The 24338-nt window shown below is 69.7% G+C and carries 25 protein-coding genes; 14 read left to right on the forward strand and 11 right to left on the reverse strand.

Going from position 1 to position 24338, the window contains the following annotated elements; all coding sequences use genetic code 11:
• Positions 1-2: 2 nt before the first annotated feature.
• On the reverse strand, positions 3-407 hold the full coding sequence (locus tag NGR01S_RS22940; RefSeq protein WP_063040169.1) for an OB-fold nucleic acid binding domain-containing protein: 405 nt from the start codon (positions 405-407) through the stop codon (positions 3-5).
• A 90-nt stretch (positions 408-497) separates the two neighbouring features.
• Here NGR01S_RS22940 and NGR01S_RS22945 point away from each other — a divergent pair, with 90 nt between their 5' ends.
• Positions 498-1229: an alpha/beta fold hydrolase gene (locus NGR01S_RS22945; RefSeq protein ID WP_063040171.1), complete on the forward strand. Its 732-nt coding sequence runs from the start codon at positions 498-500 to the stop codon at positions 1227-1229.
• Positions 1230-1304: 75 nt separating this feature from the next.
• Here NGR01S_RS22945 and NGR01S_RS22950 read toward each other — a convergent pair whose 3' ends face one another.
• Entirely contained in the window at positions 1305-2234 is a 930-nt protein-coding gene (locus tag NGR01S_RS22950) for a DUF3710 domain-containing protein (RefSeq protein WP_063040173.1), read from the reverse strand.
• A 1-nt stretch (position 2235) separates the two neighbouring features.
• Positions 2236-2730 (reverse strand): dUTP diphosphatase, encoded by a 495-nt coding sequence (gene dut / locus NGR01S_RS22955; RefSeq protein ID WP_084481612.1) that lies wholly within the window; start codon positions 2728-2730, stop codon positions 2236-2238.
• A gap of 52 nt (positions 2731-2782) precedes the next feature.
• Between dut and NGR01S_RS22960 the strand changes: the two genes are divergently transcribed.
• Entirely contained in the window at positions 2783-3298 is a 516-nt protein-coding gene (locus tag NGR01S_RS22960; RefSeq protein ID WP_063040175.1) for a DUF3093 domain-containing protein, read from the forward strand.
• Positions 3299-3311: 13 nt separating this feature from the next.
• Here NGR01S_RS22960 and NGR01S_RS22965 read toward each other — a convergent pair whose 3' ends face one another.
• Positions 3312-3614, reverse strand: a complete 303-nt coding sequence (locus tag NGR01S_RS22965) for a DUF4193 domain-containing protein (protein ID WP_030521610.1) — start codon at positions 3612-3614, stop codon at positions 3312-3314.
• Positions 3615-4005: 391 nt separating this feature from the next.
• Between NGR01S_RS22965 and cei the strand changes: the two genes are divergently transcribed.
• The gene (cei, locus tag NGR01S_RS22970) at positions 4006-4686 is read left to right on the forward strand and encodes an envelope integrity protein Cei (protein ID WP_063040177.1); all 681 of its coding nucleotides are present in this window, start codon (positions 4006-4008) and stop codon (positions 4684-4686) included.
• Positions 4687-4699: 13 nt separating this feature from the next.
• Here the strand turns inward: cei and NGR01S_RS22975 are convergent, their stop codons facing one another.
• A complete protein-coding gene (locus NGR01S_RS22975) occupies positions 4700-5611 on the reverse strand; it encodes an inositol monophosphatase family protein (protein ID WP_063040179.1) in 912 nt (303 codons plus the stop codon).
• A gap of 210 nt (positions 5612-5821) precedes the next feature.
• Here NGR01S_RS22975 and ppgK point away from each other — a divergent pair, with 210 nt between their 5' ends.
• Entirely contained in the window at positions 5822-6580 is a 759-nt protein-coding gene (gene ppgK / locus NGR01S_RS22980; protein ID WP_084481614.1) for a polyphosphate--glucose phosphotransferase, read from the forward strand.
• A gap of 168 nt (positions 6581-6748) precedes the next feature.
• Complete coding sequence (locus NGR01S_RS22985; protein WP_063040181.1) at positions 6749-8134, forward strand: RNA polymerase sigma factor; 1386 nt, start codon at positions 6749-6751, stop codon at positions 8132-8134.
• A gap of 78 nt (positions 8135-8212) precedes the next feature.
• On the opposite strand, the gene eutC is transcribed toward NGR01S_RS22985, so the two are convergent.
• Together eutC and NGR01S_RS22995 are read right to left on the reverse strand one after the other, a co-directional pair.
• Entirely contained in the window at positions 8213-9034 is an 822-nt protein-coding gene (gene eutC / locus NGR01S_RS22990) for an ethanolamine ammonia-lyase subunit EutC (RefSeq protein ID WP_063040183.1), read from the reverse strand.
• The gene (locus tag NGR01S_RS22995; RefSeq protein WP_063040185.1) at positions 9031-10452 is read right to left on the reverse strand and encodes an ethanolamine ammonia-lyase subunit EutB; all 1422 of its coding nucleotides are present in this window, start codon (positions 10450-10452) and stop codon (positions 9031-9033) included. Before NGR01S_RS22995 ends, eutC begins: the two co-directional genes overlap by 4 nt.
• Before the next feature lie 333 nt (positions 10453-10785).
• On the opposite strand from NGR01S_RS22995, the gene NGR01S_RS23000 reads away from it, so the two are divergent.
• Complete coding sequence (locus NGR01S_RS23000) at positions 10786-11988, forward strand: sensor histidine kinase (RefSeq protein ID WP_063040186.1); 1203 nt, start codon at positions 10786-10788, stop codon at positions 11986-11988.
• A complete protein-coding gene (locus tag NGR01S_RS23005) occupies positions 11985-12647 on the forward strand; it encodes a response regulator (RefSeq protein WP_063040188.1) in 663 nt (220 codons plus the stop codon). Before NGR01S_RS23000 ends, NGR01S_RS23005 begins: the two co-directional genes overlap by 4 nt.
• Before the next feature lie 17 nt (positions 12648-12664).
• Here the strand turns inward: NGR01S_RS23005 and NGR01S_RS30465 are convergent, their stop codons facing one another.
• Positions 12665-13024, reverse strand: coding sequence for a DUF952 domain-containing protein (locus NGR01S_RS30465; protein ID WP_084481615.1), 360 nt, complete (start codon positions 13022-13024; stop codon positions 12665-12667).
• A 269-nt stretch (positions 13025-13293) separates the two neighbouring features.
• Here NGR01S_RS30465 and NGR01S_RS23015 point away from each other — a divergent pair, with 269 nt between their 5' ends.
• Positions 13294-13488 (forward strand): DUF7455 domain-containing protein, encoded by a 195-nt coding sequence (locus tag NGR01S_RS23015; RefSeq protein WP_030521621.1) that lies wholly within the window; start codon positions 13294-13296, stop codon positions 13486-13488.
• An 88-nt stretch (positions 13489-13576) separates the two neighbouring features.
• Here NGR01S_RS23015 and NGR01S_RS23020 read toward each other — a convergent pair whose 3' ends face one another.
• The gene (locus NGR01S_RS23020; protein ID WP_063040192.1) at positions 13577-14335 is read right to left on the reverse strand and encodes a TetR/AcrR family transcriptional regulator; all 759 of its coding nucleotides are present in this window, start codon (positions 14333-14335) and stop codon (positions 13577-13579) included.
• Between the two features lie 162 nt (positions 14336-14497).
• On the opposite strand from NGR01S_RS23020, the gene NGR01S_RS23025 reads away from it, so the two are divergent.
• Together NGR01S_RS23025 and NGR01S_RS23030 are read left to right on the forward strand one after the other, a co-directional pair.
• A complete protein-coding gene (locus tag NGR01S_RS23025; protein ID WP_063040194.1) occupies positions 14498-16249 on the forward strand; it encodes a DEAD/DEAH box helicase in 1752 nt (583 codons plus the stop codon).
• Entirely contained in the window at positions 16249-16809 is a 561-nt protein-coding gene (locus tag NGR01S_RS23030; RefSeq protein ID WP_063040196.1) for a hypothetical protein, read from the forward strand. Before NGR01S_RS23025 ends, NGR01S_RS23030 begins: the two co-directional genes overlap by 1 nt.
• Before the next feature lie 372 nt (positions 16810-17181).
• On the opposite strand, the gene NGR01S_RS23035 is transcribed toward NGR01S_RS23030, so the two are convergent.
• A complete protein-coding gene (locus NGR01S_RS23035; protein ID WP_084481631.1) occupies positions 17182-18924 on the reverse strand; it encodes a DEAD/DEAH box helicase in 1743 nt (580 codons plus the stop codon).
• A gap of 186 nt (positions 18925-19110) precedes the next feature.
• Here NGR01S_RS23035 and NGR01S_RS23040 point away from each other — a divergent pair, with 186 nt between their 5' ends.
• Positions 19111-20211, forward strand: coding sequence for a YihY/virulence factor BrkB family protein (locus NGR01S_RS23040; RefSeq protein ID WP_084481616.1), 1101 nt, complete (start codon positions 19111-19113; stop codon positions 20209-20211).
• Positions 20212-20478: 267 nt separating this feature from the next.
• On the opposite strand, the gene NGR01S_RS23045 is transcribed toward NGR01S_RS23040, so the two are convergent.
• Complete coding sequence (locus tag NGR01S_RS23045) at positions 20479-20715, reverse strand: DUF3039 domain-containing protein (protein ID WP_063040327.1); 237 nt, start codon at positions 20713-20715, stop codon at positions 20479-20481.
• A gap of 291 nt (positions 20716-21006) precedes the next feature.
• Between NGR01S_RS23045 and NGR01S_RS23050 the strand changes: the two genes are divergently transcribed.
• The 3 genes from NGR01S_RS23050 (at position 21007) to NGR01S_RS23060 (ending at position 24199) form a co-directional block, all read left to right on the forward strand.
• Complete coding sequence (locus tag NGR01S_RS23050; protein ID WP_039825702.1) at positions 21007-21447, forward strand: DUF3099 domain-containing protein; 441 nt, start codon at positions 21007-21009, stop codon at positions 21445-21447.
• 84 nt (positions 21448-21531) lie between these two features.
• Positions 21532-23055 carry a DUF7782 domain-containing protein gene (locus tag NGR01S_RS23055; protein WP_063040200.1) on the forward strand — a complete coding sequence of 508 codons (1524 nt, stop codon included), beginning with the start codon at positions 21532-21534 and terminating at the stop codon, positions 23053-23055.
• Between the two features lie 175 nt (positions 23056-23230).
• Positions 23231-24199 carry a sigma-70 family RNA polymerase sigma factor gene (locus tag NGR01S_RS23060; protein WP_063040202.1) on the forward strand — a complete coding sequence of 323 codons (969 nt, stop codon included), beginning with the start codon at positions 23231-23233 and terminating at the stop codon, positions 24197-24199.
• The last annotated feature ends 139 nt before the right edge of the window (positions 24200-24338 follow it).

Below are 24338 nucleotides of genomic sequence, written 5' to 3' on the forward strand. Positions count from 1 at the left end.
CGTCAGCTGTTTCCGCGCAATTCGTAGTAGGGGTTGTACATCACCTTACGGCCTTCGAGTTCTCCCACCCGGCCGCGCACCATGATGCGCCGTCCCGATTCGATACCGGGAATCCGGCGTCGCCCGATCCACACCAGGGTGATGGCATCGGTACCGTCGAAGAACTCCGCCTGCATACTCGCACCCGAGGACTGCGGACAGGAGTCGACACTGCGCAAACGGCCCAGCATCGTCGCCTCCTCACCGCGCCGGCACTCCGAGACCCGGCAGGCGCCCGAGGCGTCCGCCTTCTCCGCCAGCTCCTCGGCGTCGAGCTGATCGATATCCTCGGTCAATCTGCGGCCGAGCCTGCGAAAATATCCGGTCGCGGACTTGGCGCCCGCTTTTCTTCCTGCCGCGGAAGACATCGCCTGCTCTCCTGTGCGCGGACGACATGGATCGCACGTCGTCCGAATTTCCTTACTCCGGCCCGGCTGTGGCCGTACCCGCCACTGTAGATGGGTACCGGCGGCACCGCTACGCTCGGTCCGGTGTTCGATTCCCCACGTCCGGCCGTTGTCGTAGCTCTGCCCGGAACCGGTTCCGACGCATATTTCGCCCGCCGCGCGTTCGGTCCCGCATCCACCGCCGCGGGGATCGATTTCGTCGCCGTGGACCCCGATCCGGCCGCGGTGATCGACAGCTACCGGGCCGCCCTGGACGAGGCCGCCACCCGCGGCCCGGTCCTGGCGGCGGGTATCTCGATCGGGGCCGCGGCCGCTGTCGAATGGGCCGCGGGCCGGGAACCGGGCGAGGTCGGTGGCGTGGTGGCGGCACTGCCGGCGTGGACCGGCCCGGACACCGCGGAATGCCCCGCCACGCACAGTGCAGCGGTCACGGCGGCGCAATTGCGGGCCGAGGGCCTGGACGCGGTGATCGCCAGAATGCGGGCGAGCAGCCCCGGCTGGCTGGCCGACGCACTCACCCGTTCCTGGCGCTCGCAGTGGCCCGAACTGCCGGCGGCCCTAGAGGAAGCGGCGCAGTACAAATGGCCGGAACCGGCACTGCTGGACGCGCTGAGCGTCCCGCTGGTGGTGATCGCCGCCTCGGACGACCCGGTGCATCCGGTGACCGTGGGCCGGGAATGGGCCCGTCGGGCACCCCGGTCGGTGCTCACCGAGGTGACGCTGGACGAGTTCGGCGCCGATCCGGGCATCGTCGGACGGCTGGCGCTGCGGCACCTCGGCTGACGCCGGCTCGCCGCCCCGCCACGCGACCGGGTCACCTGGTCCGGCGCCCGCTCGGGCACCGGACCACGCGAGCGGTCAGTTACGGCCGAGCTGCTGCATCGCCGACCCTTCGGCGCCCCGCCGCGGCTGCTGCGGCTGCTGCGGTGGTAGCACCGCGGGTGTCGGCGAGGGCCGGGCACCGGGCGGCGGGGTCGCGACCTGTTGCTGGGCCTGCTGTTGCTGCTGCTGGTGGGCGGCGGTGAGCTGTTCGGCGAGTTGCTGGGGCAGGACCACGGGCAGCGGTTCACGTACCGGCAGTGCGTCGGTTCCACGCCGGATGATCGTCTCGCTGAGCACGGTGCGCGCCGCGACGACCAGCGGACCGCCCGCCGCGGTGGACCCCGAGGGTCCCGCCGCCACCAGCCGGATCATCCACCGGGAACCGTCCACCCCGATGAAGCGCAGATCGGCGCCCTCGGTGACGGCCACCAGTTCGCGGCCCCACGGGCCCTTCTCCACCGAGACCCGGGCCCCGTCCTTGCGCAGCGATTCCGCCAGATCGGCCGCGACCGTGCGCCACTGCCCCTTGGACTTCGGCGCGGCGTAGGCCGCGACGGTGATGCGTCCGTGCTCGGTGGCCAGATGGACCGCCTGCGGAGTACCCTGCGGGGTCATCTCGACCTGCAGCTGCCCACCCGGCGGCACCGGCAGGATCACCGAACCAAGATCGAGCCGGGTATCGGTGAAGTTCTCCAGGACCTCGGCGACATCGTCGTAGTCGTAGGGGCCGCGCCGCTGGGGTTCGGTGTCGGGGTCGTCGATCGCGGCGTCGTAGGCGTCGCTGTAGGCGGCGCCGCCGTAACCGTCGTCGTAGCTGTCGTCATAGGGCTCGTCGTAGTCGGCACGGTGATAGCCGCCGTCGTCGTAGTCCTCGTATTCGCCGGTTTCGTATGCACCCGTGGTGTACTCGCCGGTGTCGTGCTCGTCGCCGGATCTGCGTCCGCCGGATTTCCGTCGTCCGAACATGTCAGGCCTCCTTGCCGTCGGCGGCGGCCGCCCCGCCCGGCGTCAAACTCGCGTGTCCCCCGCTGGACCCGTAACCGCCCGCGCCGCGCGCGGACTCGTCGAGCCGGTCCACCGCCACGAAGTCGACCAGTTCGACCCGCTGCACCAGCAGCTGCGCGATCCGGTCACCGCGGCGCAATTCGATGGGTGTGCGCGGATCGTGGTTGATCAGGCAGACCTTGATCTCACCCCGGTACCCGGCATCGATGGTCCCCGGCGTGTTCACCACGGATAGTCCGGCCTTGGCCGCCAGCCCGGAGCGGGGATGGATCAGGCCCACGGTGCCCACCGGCAGCGCGACGGCGATACCGGTGCCGACCAGTACCCGCTCCCCCGGCTCCAGGACGACGTCCTCGGCGGTGCACAAATCCACGCCCGCGTCGCCTTCGTGGGCGCGCGTCGGCATGGGAATCCCGGGGTCCAGCCGGAGCAGCGGTATCGGTGAGAGTGCGTTCACGTCCGATCAGCCTACGCGCAGGCCCGGCCCGGGTGTCGCTTAGTGTTGAGTCGTGTCCGACCAGCCTCGACCCACCGAAACCGAGCATCCCGCGCGACCGGAACCGTCCGCCTATCGCGAACGCCTCTGGGTGCCGCTGTGGTGGTGGCCGGTGGGCTTCGCCCTCGCCGGCCTGCTCGCCGCGGAAATCCATATGGGAGCGCCCGGCCTGCGGGCCTGGCTGCCCTATGTCCTGCTGTTCCCGGTGCCCGTCTGGGTGCTGCTGTGGACGAGCCGGCATCGTCTCGAAGTCACCCAGGATGCGGCGGGCACCCCCGAACTGCGGGTGGACCGGGCCCATCTGCCGGTATCGTTCGTCGCCCGGGCGACCGTGGTGCCCAGGAGCGCCAAGAGCACGGCGCTGGGCCGTCAACTCGATCCCGCGGCCTATGTCCAGCACCGTCCGTGGATCGGCACCATGATCCTGCTCGTTCTCGACGACCCGGACGACCCGACACCCTACTGGCTGGTGAGTACGCGCCGGCCCACAGCGGTCCTGGCCGCGCTCGGAATTCCGAGCGCGGATTGACCTCACGCTCCGCTCAGGCCGCGCAATCCATGCAGATCATCTGACCGCCCGCCTCGCTGGCGAGGCGGCTGCGGTGATGTACCAGGAAACAGCTCGAGCAGGTGAACTCGTCGGCCTGTTTCGGGATCACCCGAACCGTCAGCACTTCCTCGGACAGGTCCGCGCCGGGGAGTTCGAACGACTCCGCGGTATCGGATTCGTCGACATCCACGACGGCGGACTGGGCCTCGTTGCGACGAGCCTTCAGCTCCTCCAGCGAATCCTCCGACACATCGTCGGACTCGGTACGCCTCGGTGCGTCATAGTCGGTTGCCATGTCGTCTTCCCCTCGTCCTTACTCCGTATATCCGGATCGGCGCACGCCGTCTCTCGACCGCGCCCGCCGCCCCGCCGGTGGTGCACTTCACACCCGCACCGGTCCTCTATCAGCGCGAATCCGATGGACTCACCTCCGATAGCGTCCGGACAACGCATGAGTTGCCCTGCTTGTTCCCGCGACCGAACGCCGATTTACTCATGGATATTTCGGTCTGGGCGGCCAGACAATAGCGGACGGTGCGGAAAATGTCGCAATCGAAACCCAGCCGTGTCGAAACCGCTGGGCAATCGATACGCCGCTCCGAGCGAGCCGTGACCGGCCCCGGTAACGCGCCCGGAGCGGCCTGGGTAATGCGCGACGCCCGGGACAGGGTACGTACAGTATCGACGTGGTTTCACTGATCACCGAAGGCAGACCGACGGATGCCAAAGGCCGTCCCTACCCGCGTCGACGGCCGCGACCCTGGCTGATCCTCGTCGTTGTTCTCATGGTTGTTTGCGCAGGTCTGTGGATCAAAGCACTGACCACCAACGATGACGACCACACGCCGATGGCATGCAATTCGCCCACCCCGGCCACCGACCCCAAAGCCGCACCGCAACCGCTGCCCGGCCAGCGGGTCGGGCCGAGTCGCCTCGAGGATGTGGAGCCCGCACCGACCGCGGGCACCCAGGTACGTGTCCTGAACGCCAACGGGCAGCGCGGCCAGGCCGCGCATGTCGCGGCCCAGCTCGGTGATCTGGGCTTCGGCAGCCCGCCCGGGGATCCATACGGTAACGATCCGATATACGCCAACGGTGACCTGGAATGCACCGGCCAGATTCGGTTCGGGGAGAGCGGCCGCCCGGTCGCGGCCGCGGTACAGCTGGCCGTCCCGTGTGCCGAACTCGTCGAGGACAAACGATCCGACAAATCCGTCGACCTGGTGCTCGGCTCGCTGTTCGGCGGCGACCTCCAGCCCAACAACGACGCCGAAGAGGTGCTGCGGTCGTTGAAGAACCCGGTGAGCGGGGAGAGCCCGGCCATCGACCCGGATATGCTCGCGGCCGCCCGGACCGCCCGCTGCTGACCACGGGCCGGGATCAGGTCTCCGGGATCGGCTCGGCCACGCCCAGCCGATCGAGCAGCGCGAACAGTTCGTCGGCGATACCGGGCGCCGCGGCCACCACGAGTGCCCCCGCGGCGCCGGTCGTCGGCAGCGGGGGCAACCGCAGCACCGCACCGGCCTCGGCTGCGATCAGCGCGCCCGCCGCCCAGTCCCACGGATTCAGGCCGTGTTCGTAGTGCGCGTCCACCCGACCCTCGGCGACCATGCACAGATCCAGCGCCGCCGCGCCGATCCGGCGGATATCCCGCACATGCGGCAGCAACTCCGCAACGCGGGCCGCCTGCCGGGTGCGGCGGGGCACCCCGTAGGCGAATCCGGTCGCGACCAGGGCCAGCCGCACGGAGCGCACCGGGTTGCACCGTAGCGGGGTATCCCGGCCGTCCGGGCCTATCCGCAGTGCCCCGAGACCCGTGGCCGCGATGTAGACCGTCGACGCCGCGACATCGGCGACCGCCCCCGCGACCGGTCGCCCGCCGCGCACCGCGGCCACCGACACCGCGTACGCCGGAATTCCGTAGAGGAAGTTCACGGTGCCGTCGATCGGATCGACCACCCACACCACCTCGTCGTCCCCCGCTGCGGCCAGATCGCCGCCACCCTCCTCGCCGAGAATCCGGTCGCCGGGGCGCAGCCGGGCCAGTTCGTCGCGGATGAGCTGTTCGGTCTCGGTATCGACAACGGTCACCGGGTCGGTCGGAGTGCTCTTGGTGCGCACCGCGGCCTCGGCGGAGGCGGCGGAGGCGAAGACCTCACGACGGCGGACCCGGGCATGGGCGGCGGCGATACCGGCCAGATGGGCCGCGATCCGGCGTAGCACGGTGGCATCGGCGGGGGCGGGTTGGGTGGCAGCGGTGAGAGACCAAATCGATTCCGGCACGTCCTCCATCGGAGCACAGATCCTGCGATGAGGTCGTCCGGGCGCGCACATTACCCTTGTCGTGCACACCACACCGGCGGAGCGTGGCCGCGGAGGAGGCAGCGCGACGCGGGTGGCCCGACGACGCCGTCCGGATCCCTCGCGCGCGCGGCCGGGCCCACCCGGAAACCGGTGCGACGCACCACGACAATCAGCCAGCACAGGGAACGAGGAACCCGCATGTCCGTTGGACGGCACGCGTTCGGTATCGATATCGGCGGAAGCGGCGTCAAGGGCGCCGCGGTCGATCTGGACACCGGGGAGCTCGTACACGAGCGCATCAAGATCGCGACCCCACATCCGTCCACCCCGGGCGCGGTCGCGGCGGCCGTGGCGAAGTTGATCGAGATCGCGGACTGGGACGGGCCGGTGGGTCTCACCCTGCCGTGTGTGGTCCTCGACGGCGTCGCGTACACCGCCGCCAATGTCGACAAGTCCTGGATCGGCACCGACGCCCGGGCCCTGTTCGCGGCGGCGCTGGGCGGTCGTGAGGTGACCGTGCTCAACGATGCCGACGCCGCGGGGCTCGCCGAGGACCGCTACGGCGCCGCCCGCGATATCCACGGCCTCGTACTCCTGCTCACCTTCGGTACCGGAATCGGTTCCGCGCTGCTCAACAACGGCTCCCTCGTTCCCAACACCGAACTCGGGCATCTCGAGATCGGCGGCATGGAAACCGAGCACCGGGCCGCCGCCTCGGTCAAGGAAAGGGAAAACCTCGACTACCCCGAGTGGGCGGCGCGGGTGAGCACCGTATTGAGCGGCCTGGAGGACCTTTTCTGGCCGACGGTGATCGTCGCCGGTGGCGGGATCAGCCGCGACGCCGACCAGTGGATTCCACTGCTGACCAACCGCACCCGCGTGGTTCCGGCGAACTTGAAGAACACAGCGGGTATCGTCGGCGCCGCCATGGCCGTTGCTGCCGGGATCACCCCCTGAGGTTGTCCACGGCACGGGTCAGTGCACACTGGTCGGATCGTTACAATGGAAGCACCCGGCGGTGAGCCGGACACCCGACCGGCGTTTTAGCCGGTAAACCCGACAGACCGCTCCGCCGGAATACTACTCTGGCGTGACGCCGCACGAGACCGTCACGAAAGGGCGTACGTGGTAGCCACGAATACCCGTCAGACAGCCGAATCGGCCGACGCCGAGGCCACGGAAGTTCCCGCGGCACGCCCGGCCCGCAAGGCCGTGGCCAAGAAGGCCCCGGCGAAGAAGACCGCTGCCAAGAAGGCTCCGGCCAAGAAGGCCGCTGCCAAGAAGGGAGCTGCCAAGAAGGCCCCGGCCAAGAAGGCGGGGAGCGCGGGCGCCCCGGGCACGGGCGAGGAACAGCTAGACGACGATTCGCTGGATGTGGCGGATCTCGGTGATCTGGAGGTCTCCGAGGACGATCTCACCGAAGAGGGCGAGGATCTGGTCGCCGAGCCCGTCGAGGAGGAATCCGAGGGCGAGGCAGCCGAGGACGGCACCTCCGAACCCACCGCGGCGGACAAGGCCTCCGGCGATTTCGTCTGGGACGAGGAGGAGTCCGAGGCGCTGCGCCAAGCGCGCAAGGACGCCGAACTGACCGCTTCCGCGGACTCGGTGCGGGCCTACCTCAAGCAGATCGGTAAGGTCGCGCTGCTCAACGCCGAGGAGGAGGTCGAACTCGCCAAGCGGATCGAGGCCGGGCTCTACGCGGCGGAGAAGATGCGCGAGTTCACCGAGGCCGGGGACAAGCTTCCCGTGGCCACCCGCCGTGATTTCAACTGGATCATCCGCGACGGCAACCGGGCCAAGAACCACCTGCTAGAGGCGAACCTGCGGCTGGTGGTATCGCTGGCCAAGCGCTACACCGGCCGCGGGATGGCGTTCCTGGATCTCATCCAGGAGGGCAACCTCGGCCTGATCCGCGCGGTCGAGAAGTTCGATTACACCAAGGGCTACAAGTTCTCCACCTACGCCACCTGGTGGATCCGGCAGGCGATCACCCGCGCCATGGCCGACCAGGCCCGCACCATCCGTATCCCGGTGCACATGGTGGAGGTCATCAACAAGCTCGGGCGTATCCAGCGCGAGCTGCTCCAGGACCTGGGTCGCGAACCCACCCCGGAGGAGCTGGCCAAGGAAATGGACATCACCCCGGAGAAGGTGCTGGAGATCCAGCAGTACGCCCGGGAGCCCATTTCGCTGGATCAGACCATCGGCGACGAGGGCGACAGTCAACTCGGTGATTTCATCGAGGACTCCGAGGCCGTGGTCGCGGTGGACGCGGTCAGCTTCACCCTGCTGCAGGATCAGCTGCAGTCGGTGCTGGAGACCTTGTCCGAACGCGAGGCGGGCGTGGTCCGGCTGCGGTTCGGCCTGACCGACGGCCAGCCGCGCACTCTGGACGAGATCGGTCAGGTCTACGGGGTGACACGCGAGCGGATCCGGCAGATCGAATCCAAGACCATGAGCAAGCTCCGGCACCCCAGCCGATCACAGGTCCTGCGCGACTACCTGGACTGAGTCCCGGCAGCGCACTCGGCGGCCCCTGGACACCTGTGGAACCATCGGTTCCCACGGTGTCCAGGGGCCATTGCGCGACTACCCCGCTGCGCCGTCGGATAATCGGCCGGACGGGCCCGGCAGGATCGGGTCCCGGGATGTGTCCTTCAGCGTCACACCGGAGCGATCGAGCCGGCGGGCCCCGGCCACCAGGGCGGCGACGACCTCCGCCGCCCGCCGGTATCCCGTGCCCTCGGGCGGGTGGATGTTCGATACGCAATTGCGGTCGGCGTCGGTGCGGCCGGGTCGTGGCCGATGGGTCAGGTAGATACCGAGGCTGTCGGCCACCGAGAGGCCGGGACGTTCACCGATCAGCACCAGCACGGTCGTCACCCCCAGGGCGGCACCGATATGGTCGCCCAGCGCCACTCGCGCCTGCGTCGCCACCACCGGCGTCGAGATCGACCAGTGCGGGCGCAGCACCTCCAGCAGCGCCGCGACAGTGGGCGGCCCATGGACGATGAGCGCCCGGGCGGACAATCCGTCGGCGAGGACCAGGCCGATATCGGCGCCCGAGTGCGCCAGTCGCACCGGCCCGCCGTCCACCGCGCCCGGATCGCCGGCCGGCACCCGGCCGAGGTCCGGGCGCCGCAGATACTCGGCCCGGTCCCGGGCCCGGCTACGGATATGCACCGGATCGCCCACGCCCAGTTCGGCGAGCCGCGCGCACAGCGCCGGTACCTCGAGCGGGATGTGCACCGCGTCGCGGGCGGCGGCGTGCGCGGCTGCGAATTCCAGGACGCGCCGGGTGGGTAGCGCGTCGCCGGCCCGGCCCAACCCGATACGCGCCTGGGTGAACGACCGCAATCCGGTCCAGAACTCCTGGGAGTCCGCGGGTTCCCTCTCTTCGCCGGTGGTCATCGGCTCCCTGTCAGCGCGCGCAACGGCGACGCGGCCGGCGCCACCGGCAGCACCCGGCCCGTCTCGTCCAGCATCCCGAGCCGGTCCAGCCACTGCGCGAACTCCGGGGCGGGCCGCAGTCCCAGCACCCGGCGGGCGTAGAGCGCGTCGTGGAAGCTCAGGCTCTGGTAGCCGAGCATCACATCGTCGGCGCCGGGCACCGCGATGACGAAGGCACAGCCGGCGGCACCGAGCAGAGTGAGCAGCGTGTCCATATCGTCCTGGTCGGCTTCGGCATGGTTGGTGTAGCAGACGTCCACGCCCATCGGCAGGCCCAGCAATTTGCCGCAGAAATGATCCTCGAGGCCCGCCCGCACGATCTGTTTGCCGTCGTAGAGGTACTCCGGGCCGATGAACCCGACCACCGTGTTCACCAGCAGCGGTCGCAGCTCCCGGGCCACACCGTAGGCGCGCGCCTCGAGGGTCTGCTGGTCCACCGGTCTGCCGCCCGTGCCCCGGTGCGCGTCGGCCGACAGCGCCGACCCCTGACCGGTCTCCAGATACATCACATTGTCGCCGACGGTGCCGCGCCGCAGCGACCGTCCGGCGTCGTTCGCCTCCCGGAGCAGCGCAAGGTTCACCCCGAACGCGGAATTGGCGGCCTCCGTACCGGCGACGGACTGGAAGACCAGATCGACCGGCGCTCCGGCCGAGATCAGTTCGAGCGTGGTGGTGACATGGGCGAGCACGCACGACTGCGCCGGAATATCGAAGCGGGTGCGGATATCGTCGAGCAACGCGAGCAGATCCGCCGCCGCCCGCGGGGAGTCGGTGGCCGGGTTGACGCCGATCACCGCGTCACCACAGCCCAGCAGCAGGCCGTCCAGGATGGCGGCGGCGATCCCGTCGGGGTCGTCGGTGGGATGGTTGGGTTGTAGCCGGGTGGCCAGTGTGCCGGGCGCCCCGATGGTGGTCCGGAACGCCGAACCCACACGGGCCGCGTGCGCCACTGCGATGAGGTCCTGATTGCGCATGAGTTTGCTGACCGCGGCGGCCATCTCCGGGGTCAGTCCGGGCGCGAGCGCGCGCAGGCCGGCGGCCGGGTCGTCGGTCCTCTCGCCGGCCGCGACAGCGAGCAGCCGGTCCCGGAGCCCGCCGACCGTGAGCGCGGCGACCGGACCGAACGCGGCGCGATCGTGGGTGTCCAGGATCAGCCGGGTCACCTCGTCGCTTTCGTAGGGAACCACGGGCTGCTCGAGGAATTCGGTGAGCGGGATATCGGCGAGCACCCATTGCGCGGCGGCTCGTTCGGCGTCGGTACTCGCGGCACATCCGGCCGATTCGTCGCCGCTGCGCCGGGGCGTGGCCTTGGCCAGCACATCCACGAGTCCGTCGAAGCGATAGTTCCTGCCGTCGAGGCGCTGGGTGTAGACCGTCATCCGGTTCCCGTCCGTCCGGGCCGCTGTGCCGGCCCGGCCGGTGGACGGTGTCCTACCGGACCGGTCGATGGGCGGCCGACATACACGGTGCCCCCGCAGATTACCGCCGTTGCGGGTTCCGCGCCCGGACGCCGGGAATCTCGCGCGACCACGGCCCGGCCGAGACGGCTCCGGTGAGCGGACAGCTTCCCTGCGAAGGTCCCGACCGCGCCGGCATACTCGACGCCCGGACGCGTGTGCCGGAGAACGCCATCGGCAGGTCCGCAGTTCGTACCGGCACCGCTCATCACTTCGATGGATCCGGGCCGCGCAGCCGTGTGTTGAGATGAACGGATGCAGCGGTGGTCGGCGTTATCGGCGACGACACGGGACGTCGTCGTGGCGGGCGGATGGTTCCTGTTCGGCGTGCTGCTGTACCTGGCCGGCTTCCATATGATGTTCGCCCCCGACGCAGAGGCCGGCTCGCTGTGGCCGCGGATCGCGATCCTCGCGCTGGCGAGCGCGGTACTGCTGGTGCGGCGCCGGGCACCGATCACCGCGATGGCGCTGGGACTGGCTCCCCTGGTGATGGACCTCTCGCTCGGGCCGACCCTGCCGGTCTGGCTGGTGTACACCGACCTCATCTACGCGGCCGTGGTGTACGGCACGCGCCGCCAGATGCAGGGCGCGGTGGTGGCCTGGCTGACCCTCTCGGCGACCGCGGCGGGGGTGGTGCTGGCGATCACCGGCGACTGGCATCTGATGTCGCTGGCGCTGGTACTGGCGGCGGCCTTCGTCGGCACCTCGCTGTGGTGGGGGCTGACCGTCCGCGCGCACAAGGAGACCGCCGACGCCGAACGGGCCCGCGCCCGCGCCCTCTCACTCGTCGCCGAACTGGACCGGCGGGCGGCGGTCGCCGACGAACGTAAGGCCATGGCCCGTGACCTGCACGATGTGATCGCCGGGCATCTGTCGGCCATCGCCCTGCAGTCCGAAGCGGCACTGGGCGGTCTCGACGGTGCCGCCGACCCGCGGCTGACCGGCGTACTCGGCGCGATCCGCACCAACAGCGTCGAAGCACTCCGGGAGATGCGGACGATGATCGGTCTGCTGCGCCGCGAGGACGACGCCGATCAGACCACCGCGCCGGGGCGCCTGGCCCAGCTACCCGGGCTGGTCGAGTCGGCTCGGCAGGCGGGTATGCGGGTACGGGTCCGGCTGGATCTGGGCGAGACCGTACCGGCCGGGGCGGTGGACCAGGCGGCCTATCGCATCGTCCAGGAAGCGGTGACCAATGTGATGAAACACGCCCCCGGGCAGGAGGTCGATATCGACGTGCACGCCGAGTCCACGACACTGGTGCTGACGGTACACAACCCGCTGGGCACCGGGCCGGCGCCGGACTCGTCCGGCGACCGGCGCGGCCTGTCCAACATGCGCGAACGCGCGGCCGCCCTCGGCGGTACGTTGCGGGCGGGGCCGGAAGCCGGCGCCTGGTGGGTGCGCGCCCGGCTCCCCCTGGCCGCAGTGCCCGAAACCGCGGGTGATCCGCGGTGACCGTCCGGGTTCTCATCGCCGACGATCATGCCGCGATCCGCGCCGGACTGCGCATGATCCTGGACGCGGCCGGCGATATCGAGGTGATCGGTGAGGCCGCCGACGGCGAGGTCGCGGTGGCCCAGGCCCGGGCGCTGCGGCCGGATGTGGTGCTGATGGATGTGCGCATGCCGGGAGTGGACGGCATCACCGCGACCACCCGGGTGACCGGCGAGGGCCTGGCCCGGGTGCTCGTTCTCACCACCTTCGACCTCGACGAGTATGTGTTCCGCAGCCTCCGCGCGGGCGCCGCCGGGTTCGTGCTGAAGTCCGCGTCCGGGCCCGCGCTGGTCGACGCGGTCCGCGCGGTCGCCGCGGGCGAAGGGGTGCTCGCCCCGGAGGTGACCCGTGCGGTGATCGACGCCTTCGCCGGAACACCGGCCGACCGCAGACCCGAACCGCCACCGGGGATGGCCGAGCTGACCGGCCGAGAGAAAGAGGTGTTCGACTGTCTGGGCGGCGGGCTGTCCAACGCGCAGATCGCGGCGCGGCTGTTCATCAGTGAGACCACGGTCAAAACACATGTGTCACGTGTGCTCACCAAACTGGGGATGCGGTCGCGGGTACAGGCCGCGATCCTGGCGCGCGAACTCGGCGACGGGGCCACCGGATACCCGTAGCCGAGACCGGTCGCGGCTCAGCCGGGCAACGGCGCGAAGCGCCCGTCGGTGCCCGGAAGGTAGCTGTCCACCCCGATCACGGCCGCGACCGGCAGCGGACCGTACAGATGTGGGAAACGCAACGCCGGATCGTCACTGGGTGCCCCAGGCTCCCAGCGCACCGGCGCCGCGAGGCGGCCCGGGTCCAGACGGAGGAGCAGAAGATCGCGCCTACCTGCGAAAAGCCGGTTAGCGGGCAGGTGCACCTGCTGCGGCGCGGAGAGATGAACGAAGCCTTCCGTCCGCAGCGAATCGGGCCGATGCTCCCCATCTTCCCGGGCAAGTGCCCACTCACCGGGAGTGCAGAGGTGAACAAGGGTGTGAGTGTCACAGGGCACGGGTAACCTCCGATACACAACTCGACAGTCGGTACGGAGCGACGGCCGTGCGTTTTCCACACCCGGCCCGCGGTGTTCGCCACAGGCGAAAACCGCTGGTCGTGTTAGGGAAAACACACTGGTTCCCCACGGGGAACAAACCCGATGCCCCGAACGTCTGACAGAGTAGTTACACCACTGCTGGGAAGTAGCGGAAGCGAGCCCGCGGAGTGACCACGGGCCTCACACCAGGTGAACGGTTTTGTGCCGGAAGCCAGGACGGAGGAGTCATGCCAGGAACCCTGACTAGCACCCCACTGACCGCGGTCGATCGCTGCGATCGCTGCGGGGCGGCTGCGCGTGTACGTGCCGTTCTGCCCGCAGGTGGCGAGTTGCTCTTCTGCCAGCACCACGCGAACGAACATATGGAACGACTGCGCGAGCTCGACGCCGTGATCGACACGGAGTCCGCTCCCGCTCTCTGACCCGTCCTCGCGTCCGACACAACAGCATCGAACAACAGAACACCGTCTCCGTGGCGGGCGACCGATCCGGTCGCCCGCCACGGGCGTTTCAGCCGGGCAGAATGCCTTCGATCAGGCGTTGCAGCCCGTAATCGAAGTCGCCGGCCGGGTCGCCCGGTGCCTGGTAGAGCTCGCCGACGGCGGCGCCGACCCGGGCGGACAGTGGGAAGTCGGTGGCCGGCATGACCTGCTCGAGTACCGGGCCGTGCGCCGCCCACCAGTCGGCATCGGATTGTTCCCGGATGCTGCGGGCCGCGGCGAGGGCGGTGCGCGCGTTACCGGTGGCGAATTGCGACAGCACCGCGATCACCCGGTCCATCTCGATATCGTCGAGACCCGCCCCGTCCACCGCCGCCAGGTGCCGCTCGTACCGCCGCATCCGACCGGGCCCCAGCACCATGCGCCAGGAGGGCACCTCGAACAGCCACGGATGGGTCAGGTATTCGTCCCGGATCTGCCGGGCGACGGCCACCAGCCGGTCCCGCACAGGCAGGTCGGCGGGGATGGGGGCATCCTCCAGCGCGACCGCGTCGACCATCAGGACGGTGAGTGCGTCCTTGCTGGGGACGTAGGTGTACAGACTCATCGGCCGCAGTCCCAGCTCCGCGGCGACGGCGCGGACCGATACTTTCTCATAGCCCTCCCGGTCCGCGAGCCCGATCGCCGCGGCCACCACCTCGTCGACGCTCACGGTCTGCCGGGGGCCGCGACCTCCGCGCCGGGGCGGTAGCTCGTGCCGCCACAGCAGTTCGAGTAGGACACGGGCAGGATCGGGCGAGCCGGTCACCGGCGCGTCGTCGCCGCTCATCGCATTCCTTTCACCAGGTAGGGGTACCACGCGAGCATCGAGCGGTAGGTACCGGAACAAATCCGGTACGGTGCACGTTGGCCTAATACTCCGTACACCATACGTCGATAATAGGGGTGCGCTCTGCCGACCATCGAAACCACCTATCTGCCCGACCGTCACCTGTTCGCCCTGTGGACCTGGACCGGCCGCGAGCCCGGCCCGGCGCCCACGGGAATCGGCGACACCGCGACCCTCACCCTGGCGGTACCCGGCGGCACCCGGGCGCAGGCCCGTGCGGGGAGCATCACCGTGCAGGTCGCCGCGGTCGACTGCGCACTGGTGGACCCCGCCGGGCTCGCCGGCCTCGCACCCGCCGATCCAGGCCACTCCACCCGCGCCTGGCAGGCGATCCTCGCCGGCGAACAGGCGGACCTCCCCCTCGCCGGGCACGCGTTTCCCAATGCCACGGGGACCGCGATGCTCACCGGTGACCACGCCCGCTCGGTACTTCACGACACCGCGGCCGTGGCCGCCGGCCTGCGCGATGAGCTGCGCGCCGACCTGCGGCCCTATCAGGCGCGCGGGATCGGCTGGTTGCGCGATACCGTAACCCGCCACGGCGGGGCGATCCTCGCCGACGAGATGGGTCTCGGCAAAACCGTACAGACCATCGGCCTGCTGCTCGGACGGGCCGGCCGCGGTGCGCAACTCGTAGTGTGCCCGACCTCGCTGGTGGGCAACTGGGTCCACGAGATACAGCGCTTCGCCCCCGCGCTGCGGCCGGTGGCCTGGCGGGGCGGCGAGACCGGCACCGCGGCAGGCGATATCGTCGTGACGGGTTACCCGGTGCTGCGGCTCCACGGTCACCGGCTCACCGAGAATGTCTGGGCAACAGTGGTGTTCGACGAGGCCCAGGCGCTGAAGAATCCCCGTACGCAGGTGTCGAAGGCGGCCCGGTCGCTCGACGCCGCGGCCGTCGTCGCGCTGACCGGCACTCCGGTGGAGAATCACCTCGACGAACTGTGGTCACTGCTGCACCTCGTCGCACCACGCCTGTTCGGGCATCGCGCCCAGTTCCGCCGGCGCTTCGTCAAACCCATCGAACAGGGTTCGGCCACCGCGGCCGCGCGCCTGCAGGACGCGATCGAACCGGTCCTGCTCGCCCGCCGCAAAACACAGGTCGCCGCCGCACTCCCGGCCAAGATCCACAACGACCTGCTGTGCGATCTCACCCCCGAGCAGGAGAAACTCTACGATCAGTTGCTCGACCGCGCGGTCACCGACGGCTTCGGTACCGGCACCCGGCGGCAGACCCGGGTGCTGGCGGCGCTCACCGCACTGAAACAGGTATGCAACCATCCCGGTCTGGTGCACGGCGACCAGGGCGAATTGACGGGCCGCTCGGGGAAACTCGACCTGTGCACCGATATCGTCGCCGCCAACCTCGACAACGGCGCCCCGACGCTCATCTTCACCCAGTACCGGGCCACCGGTGATCTCCTGGTGCGGCATCTGGCCGAACAGTTCGACATCACCGCGCCCTTCTTCCACGGCGGGCTGACCCAGGCCGAACGGGCGGCGATCGTCACCCGGTTCCAGTCCCCCGGCGGGCCACCGGTTCTGGTGCTCGGCCTGCGCGCGGCGGGCACCGGGCTCACCCTCACCCGGGCCGCCGATGTGATCCATTTCGACCGGTGGTGGAATCCCGCGGTGGAAGCCCAGGCCTCCGACCGGGTGCACCGGATCGGGCAGACCCGTACGGTCACCGTCACGACCCTGACCTCGGCCACCACGGTCGAGGAACATATCGCGGGAATGCAGCGGCGCAAATCCGCATTCACGGAGCTCGGCGACGGTAGCGGTATCGCCGAGCTCGCCCGGCTCGACGACGAGCGGCTCCTGGAAGTGCTGCGACGGAAGCGGGGAAACTGATGGCGGACAACGAATTCGGCTACACGCACTGGGGGATGGACTGGGTCCGGCTGGCCGAGCCGCTACGACAGACCCGCCCGGATCCGCTGCTTCCGCGAGCACGCAGTATCGCCCGCAACGACGGTTGCGACCCCGAGATGGAAGGGCGGATCGTTCGCGCGCACATCCACCGCGGCGGCCAGGCGTCGGTCGTCCATATCGAACTGGCACCGCTCGCTCGGACCGCGCTCACAGCACTGTCCGCGATCGTCGGCGCCGAACGCACCGCGCTCACGGACGAGATGCACACGGCGGCCCGCGCGGCGGGCGTCCCGGTAGCGCCGGAACCCACCGCGATCGACTGTTCGTGCAGTGCGCGCACCGCACGCTGTCTCCATGTGCTGGCCACGTTCTACACCCTCGCCCGCCGGGTCGATGAGGATCCGCGGCTGAGCCTGGATCTGCAAGGCTACGGGCACCCGGAGCACGGTGCCGCGCCGGACGAGTCCGGCGCCGAACCGGACATGCCGCGCTGGGTACCGCTCAACACGCTGGACCCCGCCATGTTCTTCGACGTGTGAACCGAACCGCGGGACGGATACGGCCCGCTCCCAGATGCACGGCGGCATGGCACGGAACACGGGATCGAGCGCCGTTTCTTCGAAAAGGACGGGCAGCCGCGGCGCACAGAATCGTCCCCGTCTCCGCGGAACGGCGGGGGCGTCCCAGACACGAGAGCCGAACCGGCCTCCACAGAATGACGGTGACCTCGGACACCCGAGAGCTCATCGGCTCCTCCGAACGACGTGAACCCCGACGCAGGAGATCGGCGCCCTCTCCGCGGAGCGGCGGCTACAGCCGACGCGGGCAAGCGCTCGGCGACGCAGCCCACGGCAGGGCAGACCGGAGAGCCGACGCCACCGGCGACGAGTCCGCGGACCCGCCGCGGCGGTTCACATCCGGCGCAGCGCCGCGATCCGCTCGCCGAGCTGGTCGACGGTGGCCAGTGCGGTGGGCGGTCCGCCGCACTGGCGCCGAAGCTCGCCGTGGATCACCCCGTGCGGTTTCCCGGTGCGGTGGTGGTGCATTGCGACCAGACTGTTCAGCTCGCGCCGCAGTTCGCCCAACTTGTCGGCGGTCGCCACCCGCTCAGCGGCATTTCCCGCCGCAGGCGAGGCAGGGGCCGGCGCCTCCGGTTCGGCCTTGGATCGGTCGGCGATCTGCCGGGCCTGGCGCTCCCGCAGCAGCGCACGCATCTGGTCGGCATCGAGCAAGCCGGGAATGCCCAGGTAATCGGCTTCTTCGGCGCTACCGGCGAAGGTCGCGGTACCGAACGAGGACCCGTCGTAAATCACCTGGTCCAGTTCGGCGTCGGCGGCCAGCGGTACGAACGCCTTCTCTTCCTCTCCCGGTTCGTCCTGCTGTTTGTTCGCCTCGGTGAGCAGATCGTCGTCGAGACCGTCCTTCTCGCGGTGCGGTTTCCCGATGACATGGTCGCGCTGCACCTCGAGCTGCGCGGCCAGGTCCAGCAGCACCGGAACCGACGGCAGGAACACACTCGCGGTCTCACCCGGCCGCCGCGCGCGGACGAAACGACCGATGGCCTGGGCGAAATACAGCGGCGTCGAGGCGCTGGTGGCGTACACACCCACCGCCAGCCGCGGGACGTCCACGCCCTCGGAGACCATCCGCACCGCGACCATCCACGGCTGGGTGCCCGTACTGAACTCGCCGATGCGGGCCGAGGAGGTGGGGTCGTCGGAGAGCACCAGCACCGGCCGGGTACCGGTGAGATGCTCGATCAGTTCCGCGTAGGCACGGGCCCGCTCCTGATCGGAAGCGATCACCAGACCGCCGGCGTCGTGCATACCGCCCTCGCGCAGCTGCGCCAGCCGCATATCCGCCGCGCGCAGCACCGCGTAGATCCAGTCGCCCGCCGGATCGAGCGCGGTACGCCAGGCCCGGGCGGTCTGTTCGGCGTTCAGTGGTTCACCGAGCCGGGCGGTGTACTCCTCGCCCGCGCTGTCGCGCCAGTGCGCTTCGCCGGAGTAGGCGAGGAACACCACCGGCCGCACGACCCCGTCCGCGAGCGCCTCGGTGTAGCCGTAACTGTGATCGGCCCGGGACCGCGGCAGACCGGCCTCGTCGGGTTCGTAGGTGATGAACGGGATCTGGCTGTCGTCGCTGCGGAACGGGGTACCGGTAAGCGCCAGCCGGCGGGTGGCGTCACCGAACGCCTCGGCCACCGCGTCACCCCAGCTCTTCGAATCACCTGCGTGATGGATCTCGTCCAGGATCACCAGGGTGCGCCGGTTCTCGGTGCGCACGCGGTGCTTGAACGGGTGCGCGGCGATCTGGGCGTAGGTGACCACCACGCCGTGATAGTCCCCCGAGGTGCCGCCGGTGGTGTTGGAGAAGTTCGAATCCAGCGCCAATCCCGAGCGCGCCCCCGACGCGGCCCACTGATGTTTCAGATGTTCGGTCGGCGCGACCACGGTGACCTGGTCGACCGTACGGTCGGCCAGCAACTCCGCGGCGACCCGCAGCGCGAAGGTCGTCTTACCGGCCCCAGGCGTCGCCACAGCGAGGAAATCACGGGGTTTGGTCGTGAGGTACCGGGTGAGCGCGCGCCGCTGCCACGCGCGCAGGGATGCGCCCGGAACCTCCGTCGCAATAGCACCGCTCGCATCGGTCACGGAGAGAAACACTAGCGGCCGTGGCGGCGATGACGCCAAACCGGCGCGGAGCGCGCGACCGGTGTCACACACCGTGGGGGCCGGTTTCCGGGCCGTGCCCGGTAACCGGCGATTCACCCATCGACCCCCGACACGTTGCCGGCCGCCATACCGCTGGGCGCTCGGGTGCGCGATGCTGGACAGACCATGCACAGTTACGGACGCGAACCCGGCGCGGACCCGTCGGGTACCGCGTGGGCTCGCCGCGCCCTCGCCCAGATCGGCCGGTTGGTGGTCCGGGTGGCCGTCAAGGCCTGGGACGACTCGATTTTCGCGAAATCCGCCGCCGCCGCATTCTGGCAGACCCTGTCGCTGGTACCGCTGTTGTTCGGCCTGCTCGGCGGGCTCGGTTACGTCAGCGGTCTCTTCGGGCCGGACACCGTGGAGATCGTGGAATCGAAAACTCTCACATTCAGCCGCGACCTGTTCAGTCAGAGTGTGGTCACCGATCTGATCGAACCGACGATCCGCGATGTGCTCGGGCGCGGCCGGGCCGCGTTCGTCTCGGTGGGTTTCGTGCTCTCGCTGTGGGCCGGATCCTCGGCCATGGCGACCTTCGTCGACGCGATCGTGGAGGCGCACGACCAGCAGGACGCCCGGAACCCGATCTGGCAGCGCATCTTCGCCCTGCTGCTCTACGTCCAGTTCCTGGTCGCGGCGATCTTCATCCTGCCGCTCGTTGCGCTGGGCCCGGTGCTGATCGGGCGGATTCTGCCGGATTCGTGGCTGGAACCGGGGCTCCGCCTGGTCGATATCTTCTACTACCCCGCGGTGGGATTGCTGCTCATCGTCGGGCTGGCCACGCTGTACAAACTCGCGCTACACAGTTCACTGCCCTACCACCGGTTGTTCTGCGGGGCGCTGCTGGCGGCAGTGTTCTTCATGGCGGCCAGCGAGATCCTGCGCAGCTACCTGACCCTGGTGACCCGGACGGGCGTCACCTACGGCGCTCTGGCCACCCCGATCGCCTTCCTGCTGTTCACGTTCTTCCTGGGTTTCGCGGTGATCCTCGGCGCGGAATTCAACGCGGCGGTTCAGGAATTCTGGCCGGCCCGCGCCACCCGGATGGAACAGTTCAAGGCCTGGCTGGCCAAACGCCGCAGCGCCGCGCAGGACGGCGACGAAGCCGACCCGGCGGATCCCGGTACACACCGGATCCCGCGCCGGCGCGGCGCGCGGCGTGGTGACGACAGCGGACCGGAGGGCGGTTCCGGAGGTGGGACGTCGGCTCCGCTGATCACCCGCTGATCTGCCGGCCGGGCATTCGGTGGTCGGCGAGGCCGGGTGCCCCGCCACCGGATACGCGCGCCGGGCCGTCATTGTTCCGCCGAAGCGGCCGCGCCCATGTAGTGGGGCAAGAAACAGCCGGCAAGCCGGTCCGGTGACCACGCTCGCGTTTCGGGCGCCGAACCCCGCAGCGCACCGGGGTACGCCCGGTGCGGCAACCTCGCCGGTACCGCCCTCGGCGCACACTCAGGTGTAGCCGACGGCCCTACGGGCTCGGTCCGGATGCGGTCAGTCGCCCTTGCGGAGGGACTCGTAGACCTTCTTGCACTCGGGGCAGACCGGCGAACCGGGCTTCGGCGAACGCGTCACCGGAAAGACCTCCCCGCACAGGGCGACCACCATGGTGCCCATCACGGCACTCTCGGCGATCTTGTCCTTCTTCACGTAGTGGAAGAACTTGGGGGTGTCGTCACCGGTGGTCTCGTCGGTGGTCGTATCGGGGCGGACCAGAGTATCGGTACTCACGCCCTCCATGATGCCGCATCACGGCACCCCGTTCGCACGATCACCCCCGCGACCGGGCAGTACCCGGCGTGTGGCGGTGGCGGCCACCACCGTCCCACCGGCGCGGGCCGACGGGCGACACGCCTACGTGAAACCGGTCGTCCGCCCGGGCGAAGGCGCATTCCCTCCGCCCACAGGCGATGACGATCCGGCACCAACTCGACGAGGCCGGACCCGGCATCACGCCCACCGCGCACGGTTACCGGCGGACGCGTTGTACACGGTGACAGCGATAGTGCAAGACTCGAAGGTATGCAGCAGCACGGCGAAGACTCCGAGCGCGGCTCGGAGCACCTCGACGCCGGTGCGAGCGGTCCCGGCGCGCCCCCCGGCACACCGCGGCCGGCCCGTCCCTCTCGTTCGCGCGGATACTTCCCCGGCGACGACGCCCGGCACGCGGCGCTGATCACGAAGGCGGCCCCCTCCTTCGAGGAGCAGCACCGGGCCCGGGTCCGGCGGTACACGATCATCATGGCGTTCCGGATCCCGGCGCTGATCCTGGCCGGGGTGGCCTACACGGTCTTCGGCAATGCCCTGATCTCGATCCTGATCATGGCGGCTTCGGTACCGCTGCCCTGGATCGCGGTCCTCATCGCCAACGACCGGCCGCCGCGGGACAAGAACGAGCCCAGCCGCTGGGACCGTCCACGTCCCGCGCTGGAAGAACGCCGGCACGACCAGATCGACGGCTAGACCGCTCGTCATCGCCGACTCCGGCCACACCGCCACGGCGGTGCGGCCATCCGGCCGTTACCGCAGGGGTGGCAGAGTACCGCTGTGCCCACCTACGGATCGACTGTCCGCTCACCGCTGACCGCCCTGTGCCCCGCCCTGCGCACCGCGCTGACCAGGGTGGGATACGACGCCGACACGCTACTCGAAACGCTGGGCGACGACGCGCACAGCGCCCTGGGCCGCGGAGAACCGGTACCGGTGCGCCGGGCCGCACGTACCGCCGGTGAACTGGGTTCGCTCGTCCGGCTGCTGCTCCTCGGTGACGCGCTGGACGAGCGCGAGGCCGCCGCGGCGCTGGCCCCGGTCCGGATCGACGAGGCCGTGGCGGCGGGACTGCTGACCCGCTCGGGCGGCGAGATACGCGCGGCGTTGGACCTGCGCCCGACCGATATCGGTGCGGGAAACCGCTGGATCCTGTCCGATCTCGACGAGTCGATGCACCGGCGCACCCTGACCGAGGATCATGTGCTCGGGGTCGGCCATGCTTCGCTCTCACTACTGCGGGCCACCCCGACGGCACCGGTGGGCTCGGTGCTGGATCTGGGCACCGGCTGCGGTATCCAGGCCGTACACGCCGCCTCCTACGCCCGCTCGGTCACCGCCACGGATGTGAACCCACGCGCGCTGTGGCTGGCCGAGGCCACCGCGGCACTCAACGATCTGGATATCGACCTGGTGCCGGGATCGTGGTTCGAACCCGTCGCCGGGCGGCGGTTCGATCAGGTGGTGGCCAATCCACCCTTCGTGGTCGGGCCCGCCCGGGTCGAGCACACATACCGTGATTCCGGGCTCGCCCTCGACGGCGCCAGCGAACTGGTGATCTCGGGTGTCCCCGAGCTACTGGCCCCCGGCGGGACCGCCGCGGTGCTGGCCGCCTGGGTGCACACCGAAGACCGGGATTGGCGGCAGCGCGTCTCGAGCTGGTTGCCCGCGCACGGTATCGACGCCTGGGTCGTCCAGCGCGATATCGCCGACCCCGCGCTGTACGTGGGCACCTGGCTGCGCGATGCCGGCCTCGATCCACGCGCCCCCGCGGCCCAGCAGCGGGCCGAGGAATGGCTGACCGCGCTGGACCGGGCCGAGGTGACCGGTATCGGTTTCGGTTTCGTCTACCTGCGCGCCGTGGACGCGCCGACCGAAGTGCTGGCCGAGGACCTCACCCACGGCTTCGACGATCCGCTGGGTACGGAAGTGCTCGCCTACTTCCAGCGATCCGCCTGGTTGCGCGAGATCGCCGCGGATCCGGACCGGGCCCGGCGCTCGCGCTACCGGATCGACCCGGCGACCGCGCTCGAGCGGGTGTCGCTGCCGGGTGAGCAGGGCTGGGAGCAACAGGTGGTACGCCTACACCGGGGCGATGGACCGCGCTGGCAGCACGAGGTGGACGAGACGACGGTCTCCCTACTGGCGGGAATGCGGTCCGACGGCCTGCCGTTGTACGAACTGATCGAATTGCTGGCACTGTCACAGGGAGCGGAGGAGGTTTCCCCCGAGTTCGCGGATGCCGCCCTCGGAGTGGTCACCGGTTTGGTGCGGCATGGGTTGATCCATCCGGTGCCGCACTAGAGCGACGCCCCACCGCGTGTTCCGCCGCCTGCCGAGGCGCTCTCGTTCTCAGGAACTTCTCAGAACGCCACAGTGATAACTGCAGTTCAGAGCGGTTTATCCGTGCCCGGCGAGGGAACTTTCCCTATGTCGGGTCCGTTGTTCGGAGTGAGACACCACCGACAGGAGGCAAGTCATGACAAGCCCCGCCACTACTCGTGTGCGCCCCACCGATTCGGACCTCGACGCTCAGAGCCCCGCCGCCGACCTGGTACGTGTGTACCTGAACGGAATCGGCCGGACCGCGCTGCTCACCGCTGCCGACGAGGTCGAACTGGCCAAGCGCATCGAGGCGGGTCTCTACGCCCAGCACCTGCTGGAGACCGGCAAGCGTTTGTCGGCGACCCGCAAGCGTGATCTGGCCATGGTCGTCCGAGAGGGCCAGGCCGCGCGGTCGCACCTGCTGGAGGCCAACCTGCGCCTGGTCGTCTCGCTCGCCAAGCGGTACACGGGTCGCGGGATGCCCCTGCTGGACCTCATCCAAGAGGGCAACCTGGGCCTGATCCGCGCGATGGAGAAGTTCGACTACGCGAAGGGCTTCAAGTTCTCGACCTACGCCACCTGGTGGATCCGGCAGGCGATCACCAGAGGGATGGCCGATCAGAGCCGCACCATCCGGCTCCCGGTCCATCTGGTCGAACAGGTCAACAAGCTCGCCCGGATCAAGCGCGAACTGCATCAGCAGCTCGGGCGGGAGGCCACCGACGAGGAACTCGCGTCCGAGTCGGGTATCGCGGTGGAGAAGATCGCCGATCTGCTCGATCACAGCCGCGATCCGGTGAGCCTGGACATGCCGGTGGGTAACGACGAAGAAGCCCCGCTGGGCGATTTCATCGAGGACTCCGAGGCCACCTCGGCCGAGAGCGCCGTAATCGCCGGTCTGTTGCACCACGACGTGCGCAGCGTGCTCAACACCCTCGACGAACGCGAACAGCAGGTCATCCGCCTGCGGTTCGGACTGGACGACGGCCAGCCGCGCACCCTGGATCAGATCGGCAAGCTGTTCGGCCTGTCCCGGGAACGGGTCCGGCAGATCGAGCGCGAGGTCATGTCCAAGCTGCGTAAGGGCGAGCGGGCGGATCGGCTGCGCGCCTACGCGAGCTGATAGCGACACCTGTCAGGGAAACGGTGACCGGCCGGTTTCGGCCGGTCACGCTGTATCGATGCCCCGTCTACACGGCCTTATACCCGGTCGGATCACGCTGTGCCGGGGCCGGCAACCAGCGGCCTGCCTGCCGGTCCGG

The sequence above is a fragment of the Nocardia grenadensis NBRC 108939 genome, from assembly GCF_001613445.1.
Taxonomy (GTDB): Bacteria; Actinomycetota; Actinomycetes; order Mycobacteriales; family Mycobacteriaceae; genus Nocardia; species Nocardia grenadensis.

Bases quoted from the DNA above. Each gene is read 5' to 3' on its own strand.
- NGR01S_RS23060 (WP_063040202.1), top strand. From the start codon at position 23,231: ATGACAAGCCCCGCCACTACTCGTGTGCGCCCCACCGATTCGGACCTC.
- eutC (WP_063040183.1), bottom strand. From the start codon at position 9,034: ATGACCACCGGCGAAGAGAGGGAACCCGCGGACTCCCAGGAGTTCTGG.
- NGR01S_RS23040 (WP_084481616.1), top strand. From the start codon at position 19,111: ATGCACAGTTACGGACGCGAACCCGGCGCGGACCCGTCGGGTACCGCG.
- NGR01S_RS22975 (WP_063040179.1), bottom strand. From the start codon at position 5,611: ATGGAGGACGTGCCGGAATCGATTTGGTCTCTCACCGCTGCCACCCAA.
- NGR01S_RS22995 (WP_063040185.1), bottom strand. From the start codon at position 10,452: ATGACGGTCTACACCCAGCGCCTCGACGGCAGGAACTATCGCTTCGAC.
- NGR01S_RS23030 (WP_063040196.1), top strand. From the start codon at position 16,249: ATGGCGGACAACGAATTCGGCTACACGCACTGGGGGATGGACTGGGTC.
- NGR01S_RS23000 (WP_063040186.1), top strand. From the start codon at position 10,786: ATGCAGCGGTGGTCGGCGTTATCGGCGACGACACGGGACGTCGTCGTG.
- NGR01S_RS22940 (WP_063040169.1), bottom strand. From the start codon at position 407: ATGTCTTCCGCGGCAGGAAGAAAAGCGGGCGCCAAGTCCGCGACCGGA.
- NGR01S_RS22945 (WP_063040171.1), top strand. From the start codon at position 498: ATGGGTACCGGCGGCACCGCTACGCTCGGTCCGGTGTTCGATTCCCCA.
- NGR01S_RS23050 (WP_039825702.1), top strand. From the start codon at position 21,007: ATGCAGCAGCACGGCGAAGACTCCGAGCGCGGCTCGGAGCACCTCGAC.
- NGR01S_RS22950 (WP_063040173.1), bottom strand. From the start codon at position 2,234: ATGTTCGGACGACGGAAATCCGGCGGACGCAGATCCGGCGACGAGCAC.
- NGR01S_RS22965 (WP_030521610.1), bottom strand. From the start codon at position 3,614: ATGGCAACCGACTATGACGCACCGAGGCGTACCGAGTCCGACGATGTG.
- ppgK (WP_084481614.1), top strand. From the start codon at position 5,822: ATGTCCGTTGGACGGCACGCGTTCGGTATCGATATCGGCGGAAGCGGC.
- NGR01S_RS23015 (WP_030521621.1), top strand. From the start codon at position 13,294: ATGCCAGGAACCCTGACTAGCACCCCACTGACCGCGGTCGATCGCTGC.
- NGR01S_RS23020 (WP_063040192.1), bottom strand. From the start codon at position 14,335: ATGAGCGGCGACGACGCGCCGGTGACCGGCTCGCCCGATCCTGCCCGT.